At 64.5% G+C, this 15,739-nt stretch carries 7 protein-coding genes; 1 reads left to right on the top strand and 6 read right to left on the bottom strand.

Annotated elements, in window-relative coordinates:
• From J7359_RS09560 to J7359_RS09545, 5 genes are all read right to left on the bottom strand, one after another.
• Positions 1 to 4,575 (bottom strand): MupA/Atu3671 family FMN-dependent luciferase-like monooxygenase, encoded by a 4,575-nt coding sequence (locus J7359_RS09560; RefSeq protein WP_209056410.1) that lies wholly within the window; start codon positions 4,573 to 4,575, stop codon positions 1 to 3.
• Positions 4,572 to 5,570, bottom strand: a complete 999-nt coding sequence (locus tag J7359_RS09555; protein WP_209056409.1) for a glycosyltransferase family 2 protein — start codon at positions 5,568 to 5,570, stop codon at positions 4,572 to 4,574. Before J7359_RS09555 ends, J7359_RS09560 begins: the two co-directional genes overlap by 4 nt.
• A gap of 3 nt (positions 5,571 to 5,573) precedes the next feature.
• Positions 5,574 to 11,972 carry a type I polyketide synthase gene (locus J7359_RS09550; protein ID WP_247740296.1) on the bottom strand — a complete coding sequence of 2,133 codons (6,399 nt, stop codon included), beginning with the start codon at positions 11,970 to 11,972 and terminating at the stop codon, positions 5,574 to 5,576.
• Positions 11,972 to 12,094: a hypothetical protein gene (locus J7359_RS20155; protein WP_280637497.1), complete on the bottom strand. Its 123-nt coding sequence runs from the start codon at positions 12,092 to 12,094 to the stop codon at positions 11,972 to 11,974. Before J7359_RS20155 ends, J7359_RS09550 begins: the two co-directional genes overlap by 1 nt.
• A 234-nt stretch (positions 12,095 to 12,328) precedes the next feature.
• Positions 12,329 to 13,747 carry a hypothetical protein gene (locus J7359_RS09545; protein WP_209056407.1) on the bottom strand — a complete coding sequence of 473 codons (1,419 nt, stop codon included), beginning with the start codon at positions 13,745 to 13,747 and terminating at the stop codon, positions 12,329 to 12,331.
• A 191-nt stretch (positions 13,748 to 13,938) separates the two neighbouring features.
• On the opposite strand from J7359_RS09545, the gene J7359_RS09540 reads away from it, so the two are divergent.
• Entirely contained in the window at positions 13,939 to 14,694 is a 756-nt protein-coding gene (locus tag J7359_RS09540; protein WP_209056406.1) for a WecB/TagA/CpsF family glycosyltransferase, read from the top strand.
• 3 nt (positions 14,695 to 14,697) lie between these two features.
• On the opposite strand, the gene J7359_RS09535 is transcribed toward J7359_RS09540, so the two are convergent.
• Positions 14,698 to 15,702, bottom strand: coding sequence for a glycosyltransferase (locus J7359_RS09535; protein ID WP_209056405.1), 1,005 nt, complete (start codon positions 15,700 to 15,702; stop codon positions 14,698 to 14,700).
• Positions 15,703 to 15,739: the final 37 nt, after the last annotated feature.

The following is a 15,739-nucleotide window of genomic DNA, read 5'->3' as shown; positions in this document are numbered from 1 at the left end:
CTAGCCCTGCCGCCGCCCGGCCCGCAGCGCGCGTCGATCCGACATCGCCTTGGCCCGTGCCGCTGCCCGCTCCTCGGGCGTGCCCGCATCGCCCGCAGGCCCCGCGGCGGGTTCGGTGGCGCTGTTCGCGGCATCTCCCTCGCCCAGATGCCCGGCAAGCGCCTCCAGTGTCGGGAACTGGAAGATGTCGGTGATCGACAGCTTCACCCCGCCACCCAGTGCCTGCTTTATCTCTCGATGCGCCTGCACGGCCAGCAGTGAATGGCCGCCAAGCGCGAAGAAATTGTCCTTCACGCCGATCTGGGGCCGGTTGAGGATGCGCGACCAGACCTGCGCGATCGTCGCCTGCACACCGACCTCGGGCGCCACATAGGTCTGGTTTGCGGGCGCCGTGGCGTCGGCCGGGGCGGGCAGTGCCTTGCGGTCCACCTTGCGGTTCGGCGTCAGCGGGAATTCCGGCAGTTTCACGACATGGGCGGGCACCATATGCGCCGGCAGGACATGCGCCAGATGATCCCTCAGCGCATCGGTCGCCAGCCAGCTGTCGCCGGTGACATAAGCGACCAGCCGCATATCGCCGGGCCGGTCCTCGCGCGCCATGACCACCGCCTGACGGACACCGGCAAAACCTTCGGCGACAGACTCGATTTCGCCCAGTTCGATCCGGTAGCCGCGCATCTTCACCTGATGATCGGCGCGTCCAAGGAACTCCAATCTTCCGTCGGCCTTCCAGCGGACCAGATCGCCGGTCCGGTACATGCGGCCCGCGTGGAACGGGTTGGGCTTGAAACGTTCGTCAGTCAGATCATCGCGTTGCCAATAGCCGCGCGCCACCCCTGCGCCGCCGATCCACAATTCACCCGGCGCACCGACCGGCAGCGGCTGCATGGCCTCGTCCAGCACATAAACCTGGGTGTTGGCGATCGGCGTGCCGATGCTGGCAATCGGTTCGGCGGCGTCGGCAGTCGCGGTCGTGGACCAGATCGTCGTTTCGGTCGGACCATACATGTTCTCGATGCCCGCATGGCTTGCCTGGTTCAGATCGGAGACCAGCGACCCGGACAGTGCCTCGCCGCCGATCATCAGGTGCCGCACCCTGGCCAGCGCCGCGCGCGCGTCATCGTTCATCGCGATCATCCGCGCCATCGAGGGCGTGCATTGCAGATGGGACACATCGTGACGTCGAATCTGCGCCGCGATCGAGAAGTCGTCATGCGCGGGCGCGGTGCCCGCATTTGCGCGCGCCAGCAATTCGGCCAGCGGCTTCAGACCTTCCAGAACCTGCTCGCGCGGGATGCCGTAATCGATCAGCGCCGCGATCTCGGTCACGCCGATCTCTTTCAGCTGTTCGACGCGCGGCAGCAGCTCATCGATCGTGCCGAACAGACCCGAATCCTCGAAATAGCGGTGGAACGCGAAGTCCAGAATGGCCTCGTTTTCCTCATCGCTGAGGCTGCCGAGGTCGATCTGCATCGGGTTGTTGACGCCTTGCGGCTTCTTGAAGGCAGGGAAGGCCCAAGCATATTGCTTGACCAGCGCGGCGGCCGAGGCAAGGTAATCCTTCATCGGCTGGCGCGCGACCTCGCGCGCGGTCTCGCGGTCCTTTGCCAGATAGCTGTGCAGCATCAGCGTGACGCGATACTTGGACGGATCGCGGCCGCTGTCGCGCAGCGCCTTGTGATAGATCTTGATCTTGTCGCCGACCTCTTCGATCGACTGGCCAAGCAGGTGGGTCAGCACATGGGCGCCCATCTCGCCGGCCTCTTTCCACGTCTGCGGATTGCCCGCCGTCGTCACCCAGATATTGATTTCGTCCGACACCGGACGCGGCTGGGTCAGGACATCGACCATCTTGCCGCCCGCCATCGGGAAGGCGACCTTCTCGCCGCGCCACAGACGGCGCAGGATGTCGATGGATTTATACATCGCCGGCTTGTTTTCCGGCGGAGAGTTCTCGGGGCGCAGGACAAAGTCCTCGGGATGCCAGCCCGATGCGATGGCCAGCCCGGTCCGGCCATTGGTCAGGTTGTCGATCACCGCCCATTCCTCGGCGATGCGGATCGGATGATGCAGCGGCGCGACGCAGGATCCGGCCCGAACCTCCAGATTCCTTGTCACGGCGGCAACCGCCGCGCCGGTCACCGACGGATTCGGGTATGGGCCGCCGAACGCGTGGAAATGGCGTTCCGGCGTCCAGACCGCGCAGAAGCCGTGCTGGTCAGCAAACTTGGCGCCGTCCAGCAGCAATTGATATTTCTCGCGTCCGATGCCGTCGTCATTGCCCCAGTAGAACAGGCTGAAGTCCATCTTCTTGTCGCTGACCGATGCGCCGCCCGACACCAGCGCGCGTTCGGCATCGCCCATCAGCACGACCTGAAAACCGCGCGCCAGCGTCCAGAACAGTTCCAGCACCGAGATATCGAAGGACAGCGACGTGACGGCCAGCCAGACGCCAGCCGGGTCGTGCTGGATGCGGTCATCCATCCCGGTGAAGAAATTCGCGACATTGCGATGTTCCAGCATCACGCCTTTCGGCCGGCCGGTCGAACCCGACGTATAAATCAGATAGGCCAGATCAGAGGTCGTCACGCCACTGTCCGGATTGCCTGTTTCCGCCTCGGGAAGCCGGCTGTCCTGATCCAGCACCAGAAGCTGCGCGCCGTGCGAGGGCAGGTTCTGCGACAGCGCAGCCTCGGTCACGATCACCGGACAGCCGCTGTCCTCGATATACAGCGCGATCCGGTCGGCCGGATAGGCGGGGTCCAGCGGCACGTAGGCGCCCCCCGCCTTCATGATCGCCAGGGTGCCGATCAGCAGGCTTTCGGTGCGTCCGGTGTAGATGCCGACCAGCGTGCCGGGCTTCACCCCCATCCCGCGCAGCACATGCGCCGCGCGGTTGGCGCGTTCGTTCAGTTCGGCATAGGTCAGGCTGCGATCCTCGACCGTCAGCGCGACCGCGCCCGGCGTGCGCGCCACCTGGGCCTCGAACGCATGGTGGATGCAGATGTCGGGAAAGTTGGTCGCGGTGTTGTTCCAGCCATTCACGACCTGGTCGTGTTCGGCATCGGGCATCGGCGCCACATCGCCCACGCGCCCGCCCTGCCCGACTGCCGCCGTCAGATGCGCCAGGCGTGCTGCAAGCAGGCGCGCCGACGCCGCGTCGATCCGCGAGGCATCGTAATGCAGGTGGCCGCTCTCCGGCGCCACCGAGATCACGGTGCCCGGGACAGGCGATTCGCCCGCCGCCGCGACGCCGATCTGCGGGCGCTGCGGCGTGTCGATTGCCGGGTCGCGCAGAGGCAGATCCAGCGCGAAGGCGGGATACTGGCGCGCCCGCTCCAGCGACGCAGTCATCCGTTGGCGCAGATCGTCGGTCGTGACTTCGGGATCGGCATGGGCGCGCAGCGGCACCCAGTCAGACAGATATCCGGGCGCCCGCGGCGCGGCCGGATCGTGCAGGGCCAGATCGACCGCTTCGCCGCCCGACAGCGTCGTTGCCAGCATGGCCGTGGCCGCCAGAAGATCGCCTGCGCTGCCCTCGACCGGCAGGGACTGCCAATCCGCCTTGCCGTCCGCCGCGTTCCCACTGATCGCCAAGGGAACAGACGCCGCCGCAAGGGATTTCAGCGCCTTTCGCCAGTATCCCTCTCCGGCAACGACCGCCGCCATCGCCTGTGTCAGGTTCGACATATCGCCAGAGGTCGCGAGAACCTTGCCTTGCAGGCTGGACGGATCGAACTCGGCCCCGTCCAGCGCGGTCAGACCGTTCACTCGCAACGCGCCATCGGCGAACATCACCGTCGCGCCCTGCGCGCAGGCTGCGGTGACCGTGCCGGGCGCGCCATAGCCTTCGGCCGGCTCGACATGCGCGACGGCAATCACCCGGCCCTCGACCTCGAACTTGGCCAGGGCAATCGGGTTGGCATAATCGCCATGATCCAGACCCCGGATCAGCCGCGACGCCGCCTCGCGCGATCCGTGGAAATCCAGCCGGGCCGCAGCTTCGGGCCTGTCGGCGCGGGCGTGATAGCCGCGCTGTGACAGATCCTGTTTCTGCCGGTTCAGACCGTTTTCGACCTGCCCGATCACCGCGCCGAAACTTTCGATGGCGGCCTCGAACGCGCGGGTATTCAGTGTCAGCGTGGTATCGTCGGGGGCAATGTCGAACAGCCGCTGTTCAAGAATGTCACCCTCGTCGATATCCCCCTCGATCAGGTGCCAGGTGATGCCATGCTGCGTGTCGCCCTGAAGGATTGCCCAGGCGGGTGTGTTCAGCCCGGCCCGGCGCGGCAGGGGGCCGTCGTGGAAATTGATCGCGCCCTTGGCCGCGCGGGTCAGCAGCGCATCCGGCACCAGCGACAGGTTGGCGACGCTGAACAGCCAGTCATATTCCAGATCGCCGGGCTCGCGGGTGTCCGCCTGGGCCGCCACGCGAATGCCCTGCGCCTCGGCCCAGTCGCGGATGGCCGGGTCGCGGGTCAGGATTGCGCTGACCGAATGCCCGCGGTCGCGCCACTGGGTGGCGCACTGGATCAGCAGGGATTCGTTGCCGATGAAAAGGGCTGATTGCGTCATGTCGTCCTCTCGGTGACGGAAGCTTCGTCAGGATGATGGACGGCGGGCCGGATACCCGTCGTCAGCGCGCGTATGTCGTGGGCCAACAGGTCGCGCATGAAGCGCTGACCGCCCGTGCGGCGGGAACTGCCAAGCGCGACCCGCAGCCGGTTGATCATCAACCCGGCGGTCTGCGCCAGCGTCGCGGCGATTGCCGTCCCCAGCCCGTGATTCTTGCGGAAATAGCGCCATCGGCTGTCGAACCAGTAGCCGGGCGTGCGCCCCCATTCCTTCATTCCGGTCGAGACCGACCCGATATGGGCGACGCGGCTGGCCGGCACGTAATCGGTGTGCCACCCTGCCCGCGCGGCACGCAGACACAGATCGGTTTCCTCGAAATACAGGAAATATTCCTCATCGAAGGCACCGATCCGGTCCAGCATGTCCTGCCGCATCATCAGGCTGGCGCCCGCGACCCAATCCATCCGCGTGGTCCCATCGGGAATCGGTTGCGGGATGATCGCGTGACGCAGGATGCGGCTGATCGGCCCGGTCTGCGCGCCCCCCTCGAATTCGGACGCCACCGAGGGAAAGCGGAAGCAGGTCACATGCGGCGCGTCGTCTGTGCCGTGGATATAGCTGCCCGCCATTCCCGTTTCGGGATGCGACTGCATGTGATCCAGCAACACGCGGATCGCGTCCGTTGCCGGAAAGGCGTCCGAATTCAGAAGATAGACATGGTCCGGTCGCGCGCCGTCCTGCAGTCCGGCGCGTATTCCCACATTGTTGCCCGCACCGAAGCCGCCGTTGCGGCCCGACTGGATGACCCGGACGCGATCCCAGCCGCGATCAGCGACCGCCGCCCGCAGCCGCTCCTCCGAGCCGTCGCCGCTGTCGTTGTCGACGATCACGATGCCGCCCTTGATCCCCTCCATCGCCAGGATCGCCGCCTCGGCCGAGCGGAGGGTCATGTCGGGCGTGCGCCAGTTCAGGATGACAGTCAGAACGCTGGCCATGATCTACTCCGCCGCCTGCGCCAGGCGTGGCGCGATCCCGGCCTCGGACTCGGCAATCACCTCGCGCATGCGTGCCGCCATCACCCGGACATTCGGTTCCAGCACCATGCTGTCGTGATCGCCTGGAACCTCGATCACCTGCAATTCCGGCGCGAACCGGGTCAGGTCGTTGTCAGGGAAGACATATTCCTTGGCCGCACTGACCCAGCGCCCGCCTGACACCTGCCAGTGCAGGTCCAGCGGCGGACGGAACAGCACCACGCGACCGTCGCGCCGCTGCATGTCGTAATTCGGCAGCGCGGCGCGGAATGCCGCCTCGATGGCGGTGTTGTGGAACTGGTTCGCAGCCTCGGGCGCGGCGTTTGCACGTTCCGCCTGCTGCCGCTTCCAATCGGCGCGCGCTTTCATCCATTCAACCAGATAGCCTGGCCCCTTGCGACGCAGTTCGGCCAGCTTGATCAGCGCCTTGTCCTGACGGCTGAGCCACGGGCGCATCGGCAGTGGTGTATCCAGCAGCACCGTCAACGCGACCTCTTCGCCCTCGGCCTCTAGCTGACGGGCCATTTCCCATGCGATCAGCCCGCCGCCCGAGAACCCGCCCAGAAGATAGGGGCCTTCGGCCTGAACCTGCTTCAACTCGGCGACATAATCCGTTGCCGCATCTACAAAATTGTCGTGCGGCTTGTCTTCGCCGAACAACCCCCGCGCCTGCAGCCCGTAGAACGGCCGGTCGCCGCCCAGAAGCTGTGCCAGATGCCGCAAGTTCAGCACGTTGCCGAACATGCCGGCGACAAGGAAGAACGGCCGCTTCGGCCCACCCTCGCCCTGATGCATCGGCACCAGATGCGTAAAGCGCCGCGACGGCGCCTTCTTCGGCGCATCGGTCGCCTCGCCATCCTGAGGTCCGATCCGTTCCTCGATCATAGCGGCACAGGCGGCAATCGTCGGCGCTTCGAACAGGACAGAGATCGGGAAATCAACGGAATAGGTCTTGCGGATCATCGCGAACAGCCGGACGGCGATCAGAGAATGCCCGCCCAGATCGAAGAAACTGTCCTCGACCCCCACCTGTCCCACGCCCAGCAATTCCTGCCAGAATCCGACCAGCGTGCGTTCGATGCCATTGCGCGGCTCGACATAGTCGCTGTCGAGCTGTGGACGCTCAAAGCCCTGACGTTCTTCGATTTCCTCGCTGCCCTGCCCGGCCTGTTCGATCAGCTGCGGCAATGGCATCGAAGAGACCACAACCTGCGCCTTGCCGGTCGCAAGCGCCCGGACAAAACCTTCGGCGCCTTCCTCTGGACGAATGCCCTGGGACAGGTTGTGCTGCAGACGTTCCTCGGCCTGAGACAGCTTCCGATCAGACTGACGCTGATCGGGAAAAATCACATCCCTCTTGCCGCTGGAGGCAGAGAAATCAAAAGCGCCTTCAAGGCGATGGATCGTAAAGCCAGAAATTTCGATCAAAACCTTGCCGTCGGGATCCGTCAGCGTGACATCGAAGCGCGCGAACGGATTTCCACTGCGATTATCGCCTGCGTTGCGCACCCAGCTGCGGATCTCGGCCGTCAACGGCGCATGGACCCGAACCGAGCCATAGCTGACCGGCACCCACAGATGGTTCGCCTGATATCCTTCGATCAGACCCATGGCCCAACCAGTTGCCAGATCCATCAGCGCCGGATGGATCGGATAGCCTTGGGCAGGCTCGGCCCTGAACGCGTCGGGCAGCGTCAGTTCGGCCAGGCCCTCGCCCACGCCATAGGCGCGGCGACGCAGGACCCGCCAGCGCGGTCCAAAGCGCAGATGCGCCTCTTGCGGGCTGACAAGACCCTTGGGATCAACCTCGACACCACCTGAACAACGCGCTGAAATTTCTTTTAGATCAATTGCCTGAACAGGGTCGATGTCAAAACCTATCTGGGCCTGTGCGTTCAGCTCGTATCCCTCGCGTCCATCCGCGGTGGCATCGCTGCGGATCTGGACCGCATAGCCTTCGTCATTGCGCGCCAGCGACAGGCGCATCTTGCGTGTCGCGCCGTCATCGACCGCCAGCGGACGAAAGAAATACAGATCGCGGATTTCGAACCCGCCCTGCTCGCCATTGGCGCGCAGCGCTTCGGCGATCAGATCCAGATAGCCCGTGCCGGGAACCAGCGCCTGTCCGTCCCTGGTCCGGTGACCGTCCAGAAGCCATTGCCGGGTCGTGAACTCGGCCGTGAAGATCCGCGTGCCATCAGCGTCGAACGTCGCCTTGTCCAGCAGCGGAGTGCCAGCCTCTGTCACCGGCGCGGGCTCTGGTTCGGCCAGCGCCTCTGCAGCCATGCCGACGCCCGACCAGATACCCCAGTTGATCGCCGTCACTGTGGTCTTGCCGCCAGCGCGCGACTTTGCCCAGGCATTCAGGAACTCGTTCGCGGCGACATAGTCGATCTGCCCGATCGGGGCGATGGCCGTCGATGTCGAACTGAACACCACGATCCGCCCGACCGAACCGTCGGGAAAGACCTTGTCCAGCACCTCTGTGCCGTGGACCTTGGGTGCGAAGACATTTTCCGCGCTGCCCGGCGTCTTGGCAAGAATCGGCGCGTCATCCACCACGCCCGCGCCATGGATCACGGCGTCGATGCGCCCGAAACGCATGACCGTCTCGTCGCGCGCGGACTGCATGTCCTGAAGATTGCAGACATCGGCGGTCAGGCAGATCACCTCGGCCCCGGCGCTCTCCAGCGCCTGAACACCGCGGATTCGCGTCGCGATGACGTCGTTCGGTGCGGCGCTGCGCAGGATGCGGTCCCACTGGTCGCGATCGGGCAGCGCGCGGCGCCCGACCAGCGCGATCCTTGCGCCGCGGTCGCGCGCAAGCCGTTCGGCCACGGTCAGACCGATCCCGCCATAACCGCCGGTCAGCATGACCACCGCACCCTGCGGCAGGTCGCCGGCAGTCTCGGCCAGTTTCAGATGCCGCCAGCCCATCTCATACCGCCGGTCGCCGCGCAGTGCGGCCGACAGGTCCGCGGGATCGGCAAGCATTTCCTCCAGCACATGATCCGTCAGCGAATTCCATGCTGCGTCGTTGCGGCGCCCCTCGGGCAGCGTCAGATCGAGGGCCGAGCAGGTGACGCCGGGCAATTCGCGCGGCATGACCCGCAGCGGCCCGGCGACCGTCGCCTTCTCGGGATAGGGCAATGTCTCGCCGCGCACCTGCACGGCGCCGTTCGTCACGGCCAGCAGATGGATCGGACGCGGCAGGTTTTCCTCGGCGATCGCCTGGGCCAGGAACATCAGGCTGTAGAACCCCTGTTCCTGATTGCGATGGAAGAAACTTGATCCCGGCCGGAACGTCTCGCCCGCCGTCACAAGCCAGAAATGCGCGATCCGCTGAGGCGCCAGACCCGCCGCGACCAGATCGTGGATCAGGCGGTCGTAATCCTCGCGCCCGCGTTCCGGCGAGATCGTGTAGGCGTCTTCTCCGGCACTGGCGTAGACATCGCCCGCACGAACCTCGATGACCTTATGACCGGCGTCGCGAAGCCGTCGTATGGCGCGTCCGGCCAGCCCGGCTTCGTCCGCGAAGACCAGCCATGTGCGCTGTGGCGCCTGATCCAGTTCGTCGGCCTCGATCTCGGTCTCGGCGGCACGGGGGCGCCAATGCGGCTGCCAGCCCCAGTTCTCGATCCCCTCGACCCGCTGGATCATCTCTTCCTCGACCGGGGCGCCCGCGCGGCCCGGCTCGATGAAATAGCTGGCGCGCTGGAACGGATAGGTCGGCAGCGGCACACGAACGCGCCGCGCCTCGCCCCAGATCGGAGTCCAGTCGACCTTGACCCCAAGTGCCCAAAGACGACCCACGGTCGCGATGAAGAATTCATCGTCGGGGACGTCCTGTTGCGGATGACGCAAGGCGGGCACGACCTGATTGGCCGGAACGCCGTTGGCCTGCGCCAAAGATGACAGGGCGCGCCCCGGTCCCATCTCGACATAGACGCGGCATTTGCGATCCATCAGGTGCGAAATGCCATCGGCGAAATTGACCGTGTTGCGAAGATGGGCGACCCAGTAATCAGGGCTGGTCGCCTCGGCGTCGGTCAACGGCTTGCCGGTCCGGTTCGAGATCACCGGAAGGCGCGGGGCGGACAGCGTGATCGCCCGCAGATAATCGCCGAACCGGGTCAGGATCGGTTCCAGCATTCGGCTGTGGGCGGCGATGTCGATCTGGATGCGCTGCGCCTCGATCTCGTCGGCCGCCAGCTTTGCCTGCAGCGCGTCAAGCGCCGCCTGCGGCCCGGACACGACGCACAGATCGGGTGCGTTCACCGACGCCATGTCCAGATCGTCGGCCCAATAGGCCTGCAGCCCTTCCTGCGACAGCGGCACCGACAGCATCCCGCCGGGCGCGATCGTGTCGAACAACTGGCCGCGCAGATGCACCAGCCCGATGCAATCCTCGAACGACATCACGCCAGCCAGGCAGGCGGCGGTATTTTCGCCCATCGAGTGCCCGATCAACGCGGCGGGCTGAACGCCCCAATCCATCCACAGCTGCGCCAGCGCGTATTCGGTAATCATGATCAGGGGCAACTGGACCGAAGGCTTCTTCAGCCGTTCGGTCGCCGCATCAATCCCATCAGGCTGGGGCAACCACAGCGCCCGCAGATCATAGTCCAGTTTCGGTGCCAGATGATCCAGCCCCTTGTCCATCCATTCGCGGAAGACCGGTTCGGTCTCGTAGAGATCGCGCGCCATGCCCGCGAACTGTGCGCCGCCGCCGGGAAACATGAACACCGTTTCGGGCTGTTCGGGCAGTTCCTGATGGGTGAAGACCTTGCGCGGATCGGCCTCTTCCAGCTTTTCGGCAGCCTCGGCATGGCTGCCCGCCACCAGGACGCGGCGATGTTCAAAGGCGCGGCGGCCCTGCTTCAGCGTCCATGCCACATCGGCCAGATCCTGTTCGGGATGGGTGCGCAGATGCGCGGCCAGATTCCTGCTGGCCTGATCCAGCGCCGATTTGCTGCGCGCAGACAGGACCAGCAACTGGAATGGCCAGTCGCTTTCCTCGGACGCGGCGCGCTGCGGGGCCTCTTCCACGACGGCATGGGCGTTGGTGCCCCCGACGCCGAGGCTGTTGACCCCCGCGCGACGCGGCGCGCCGTTCAGGCGCGGGAAATCGTTCAGCGTCGCGTTGACCCTGAACGGGGAATTCTCGAAATCGATGGCAGGGTTCGGTGCCTCGTATCCCAGCGAGGGAGGGATCTGGCCGTGATGCAGTGCCATGCTGACCTTGATCAGGCTGGCGACACCCGCCGCCGTATCGGTATGCCCGATATTGGTCTTGACGCTGCCGATGCCACAGAAGCCGCGCTGCTGCGTGGTTTCCTCGAAAGCCTGGGTCAACGCCGCGACCTCGATCGGGTCGCCCAGATAGGTGCCGGTGCCATGGCATTCGACATATCCGATCGTGTCGGCGGTCACGCCGGCGATGCCATGCGCCTCGGCAATCGCGCGCGACTGACCCTCGACCGACGGGGCAAGATAGCCGGCCTTGGCCGCACCGTCGTTATTGATTGCGGTGCCGCGCACCACGGCCCAGATATGATCGCCATCCGCGATCGCATCCTCAAGCCGGCGCAGCACCACGCAGCCCGCACCCGATCCGAACACCGTGCCTTGCGCGCGATGGTCGAAGGCGTGACAGTGCCCGTCCGGGGACAGGATCTCGCCCTCTTCGAACAGATAGCCACGTGCATGCGGCAATTCGATGGTCACGCCACCGGCCAGCGCCATGTCGCATTCACCGTTCAGCAGCGACTGCGCCGCCTGATGCACCGCGACCAGGGATGTGGAACAGGCCGTCTGGATCGACAGGCTGGGCCCTTTCAGATCGAAAATATGGCTGACGCGGGTGGACAGGAAATCCTTGTCGTTCCCTGTGTGGCGCAACAGGAACATGCCGGTGTTCCTGACCAGATCCGGGTTCGAGCAGACATTGAAATAGAAATAGCTACCCATCCCGCAGCCGGCATAGACGCCGATCGGACCGTCAAAGCCCTCGGGCGTGTGACCGGCATTCTCCAGCGCTTCCCATGCGCATTCCAGGAACTGGCGATGCTGGGGGTCCATGATCGCGGCTTCCTTGGGCGACAGGCCAAAGAACTCGGCATCGAACTTTTCGAAATCCTGCAGCACCGACGCCGACGGGACATAATTCTTCTGCCGCATCCGGGCCGGGCTTTCACCATTCGCGGTCAACTCCTCGACCGTCAGATGGCGGATGGATTCGATGCCATCGCGCAGATTGGTCCAGTATGTCGCCACGTCCGGCGCCCCCGGCAGGTGTGCCGACATGCCCACAATCGCAATTGCACCTTCGGGAACGTCCACAGAGCTATTCCGGCCAGTCATCACACCGTCCATTTCGTCATTTTTTCCTGTGATCCGGCAGCGGTCGAAAATCGAATCGACACCCGCCGTTCAAATACTGATGCATGTTTTGCAGCATGACCGAGCATAATAAAACGCGGCATCTTTGCCAGATACCGGGATCCCGGGGCAGAATACGCCCTTGCCATCATGATTTTGCACCAATTCAACATTCACACACAGACATAACAGCTAAAACGCAAACCGCCGCGATTGAACCTGCCGCTTTGGACAGGTTCCGGGATTGGCGGATCGTTTCAACTGGCACCTTAGCATGAAAGCCGGGTCAAGCCGACAGGAACCCCTGCCGACGGTTAACGCGGCCTGGCGGACCTTGTTCACAGCAGGGTACGCGGACCCGCCGCAGGTCGCCCGACCAGTCCTGCATAGGATTGTCGTGCCGCCGGATTGGGGATCGCGGCTTGCTGATCGGACTGATCCTCGGCACCGCGGCGCAGGCTTTCAAGGCAGCCCAGCATCGCACCCGAAAACAGCCAGGTCACCGGTGAGATGGTCGCGTTGGGCAACAGGTCGATCAGGTTCACCGCCAGCACGACCGCGAACCCCGCGGCAAAGACCGGAACCTCGCGACCGGCGGCGCGATAGGCCGAGCCAAGCATGAAGATCGGCAGCGCCAGAAGGCCGAACTGGGCAATGAACCCGGTGAACCCCGAATACCCCATCGCGATCACCCACAGTCCGTCAGTGGTCGAGATGGTCTCGCCCGTGGCGGGATCGTGGATGAAGCTGCGTTCCCACCCGCCCCAGCCGAACAGCGGCCGTTCCATCGCCCGCGCCAGCAAGGCATCCTCGTTCTCAAAGCGGAACTGCAGCGATTGCGCACGCTCGACCGACGCACGGCTCGCCAGTTCCAGCAACTGGTCAGTCGGAAAGACATCCAGCGTCCTGACCACCGGATAGCTGAGCACAAGGACCCCAAGCAGCATGGCCACCTGCGCAATCCGCCGCCCGTCGAGAAACATCAGGACGGGGATCAGCAGTGCCGCATACAACAGTGCCGCAAGGCTTTTGCTGAGAACCAGAAGTATCATGAGGTAAGCTGCAGCACCGTACCAGCGGGTGCGCCGTTCGGGCGGCGCGTCTCGACCAATCACGACCGCAAGCATCGCCGACATCGCGGTCAGAACCGCGATCCACAAGCCGTGTTCCAGAAACACGATCGGCCTGAAACCGCCCTGCCGCATCATCTGCGCGAAATCGTGCTGGAAGAAACCATAGATGCGGATATGCAGCTGAGGCGACATCCGCACCTCGTAAAGCATCGGCAGTGAATACCACAGGAATGCGATGACCAACGCGTAGGCCAGTTGCCGCAGCGCTGCGGAATCGCGCAGGAATTCGCGACCCAGCGACCAGGTGAACAGAAAGCCAAGCTGTCCCACGGCCATCGACGCTGCATCATAGAGGCGCAGGCCAGGCAGCGTCCTGCCATTCAGGTGGATCGGGTCGCCGTTGGTCAGGACGGTCAGGAACGGTCCGGCCAGAAGAAATCCGACGAACACCCGCCCCGCGGTACTTTGCGGGAACAGCGGAATCATCCGGCCCAGCATGAAGCTGGCGTAGATATAGCCAAAGAGAGAGGGAATCGTCTGCTTGCCAAGCCCCGGCAGCCCCGGCAGATCCAGCGACATTGCCGCCGGCAACAGCATATATCCCGCAAGAATCGACCAGATCACGGCCGACCGCACCGGCATCCGCAGATACATGATCAGCGTGACAAACGGCCAGCTGGTCATCATCAGAATGGCAAGACTGTTGGGCATATCGTTTTTTGTCGTAACCGGGCGAACTCTGTAACACGGCACAAATAGCACAAGCCACGACCGATACAAAGCGTCGCCAATTGCCTCTCGCCGTCAAAACTGCCAGATAACCTGTAGAAAGCGACAGGTTTTCGACGCTGCAGCGCCATCGGACGGTCTGGACAATGAATTTCTGCTATGGCGACCACACCATTCGCGTGAACATGCCTGACCAGGCGGCACTGATGGCCGAGGTCACACGCCGTTTCCGCGAAAATGAAGGTTTTGCGCTTGCGACGGTCAACCTTGACCATCTGGTGAAACTGCGCCTGGAGCCGTCGTTCCGTAACGCCTATGCCGCCCAGGATCTGGTGGTCGCCGACGGGAATCCGATCGTCTGGTTGTCGCGCCTGGCGGGCCGACCGGTGTCGCTGGTGCCCGGATCCGATCTGGTTCTTCCCCTGTCCCGTCTTGCCGTTGCCGAGGATGTGCCCATCGCACTGCTTGGCACGACCGAGGCTGCGTTGGACGCGGCAGCGCAGCATATCGGTCGCGAGGTTCCGGGCGCGCGCATCGTGGCGCGAATTGCGCCCCCGATGGGGTTCGATCCCGACTCACAGGTCGCCGACGACATCCTGCAGCAGGTCGCAGACAGTGGCGCCCGGCTTTGTTTCGTGGCGCTGGGGGCACCCAAGCAGGAACGACTTGCCGCGCGTGGCCGGCAGGCTCAGCCACGGATCGGATTTGTTTCGGTCGGGGCGGGACTGGATTTTCTGGCGGGAAACCAGCAACGCGCGCCCATCTGGGTGCGCAGGATCGCGATGGAATGGGTCTGGCGGATGCTGTCCGCGCCGCGCCGTCTTGTTCCGCGATATGCGAAATGCGCTGCGATCCTTCCGGTCGAGGCCGTCCGGGCGATTCGCCAGAGGCCCCAAAGCTAGGCGCTACTTGTACTCGATCAGGCCGCCACGCCGTCCGCGCACCCGGTTCAGCCAATAGGACAGGATGCCCTGCGCCTCGGCGAATTTTCCCAGCACCATGAAGATCGCGGCTTCCCACGAGGCGCGGGCAGAGATGCCGCGCCGCGCGGCCAGTCGCAGGATCTGCGCCGGATAGGCCAGAAGCAACAGCAGCGCCAGCGCCGGCGACAGCGCGAATAGGATCAGGATCAGCAACGGCAGCGCAGAGCCCCACAGGATCGCCCGCCGCGTTTCCGCAGCCCAGTGCCGCTCATCTGATTCGCCATGCAGCGCGGCCCCTTCCGCGAAGGCATGCCCGGCGCGGCGCGTCCTGCGCCACCATTGGGAAAATCTGGTCATCGCCGCGTCGTGCAACGTCATCTCGGCATCCAGACGCCGGATCTTTCCTCCAGCCATGCGAAGCCGCAGGCACAGTTCGGGTTCTTCCCCGGCGATCAGGTCTTCGCGATACCCTCCGACCTGCTGCAGCGCCGTTCGGCGCATCAATGCATCGCCGCCACATGCCAGCGCCTCGCCCACCGGCGTATCCCATTCATCGTCACACAACCTGTTGAAGACCGATGCCTGCGGATGACGTTCGCGCCTGCGGCCGCAGACAACGACGGTCTGGGGATAGTCGCGCAGGCAGGCTTGCGCCAGCGGCAGCCAATCGGGTTGCAGCACGCAATCGCCGTCGATGAAGTGCACGTAGTCCGGCGGTGTTTCCTGTTCCAGAAGCGCGGCAAACCCGGCATTTCTTGCCCGTGCGGCCGTAAAGGGGCGGGTCATGTCCAGCGCGACGACATGGGCACCAGCCGCCTCGGCCGCAAGAATGCTGCCATCGGTAGACCCGCTGTCCACATAGACAATCCTGCGGACACCCGCGCGCCGCAGAGAGGCCAGGCATTCGACCAGCCGCGATCCTTCGTTGCGACCTATCGCGACGGCATCCACCACGCCATTCTCGTCCTGAGCTTGTTTCCTGTCCATGAACCGCCTACCTTGCAAATATCCGGATAAAACCACC

This window comes from Paracoccus sp. R12_2 (genome assembly GCF_017744015.1).
GTDB lineage: Bacteria > Pseudomonadota > Alphaproteobacteria > Rhodobacterales > Rhodobacteraceae > Paracoccus.
Note: the sequence above shows the minus strand (reverse complement) of the source record. Positions and strands in the feature narration are given on the sequence as shown.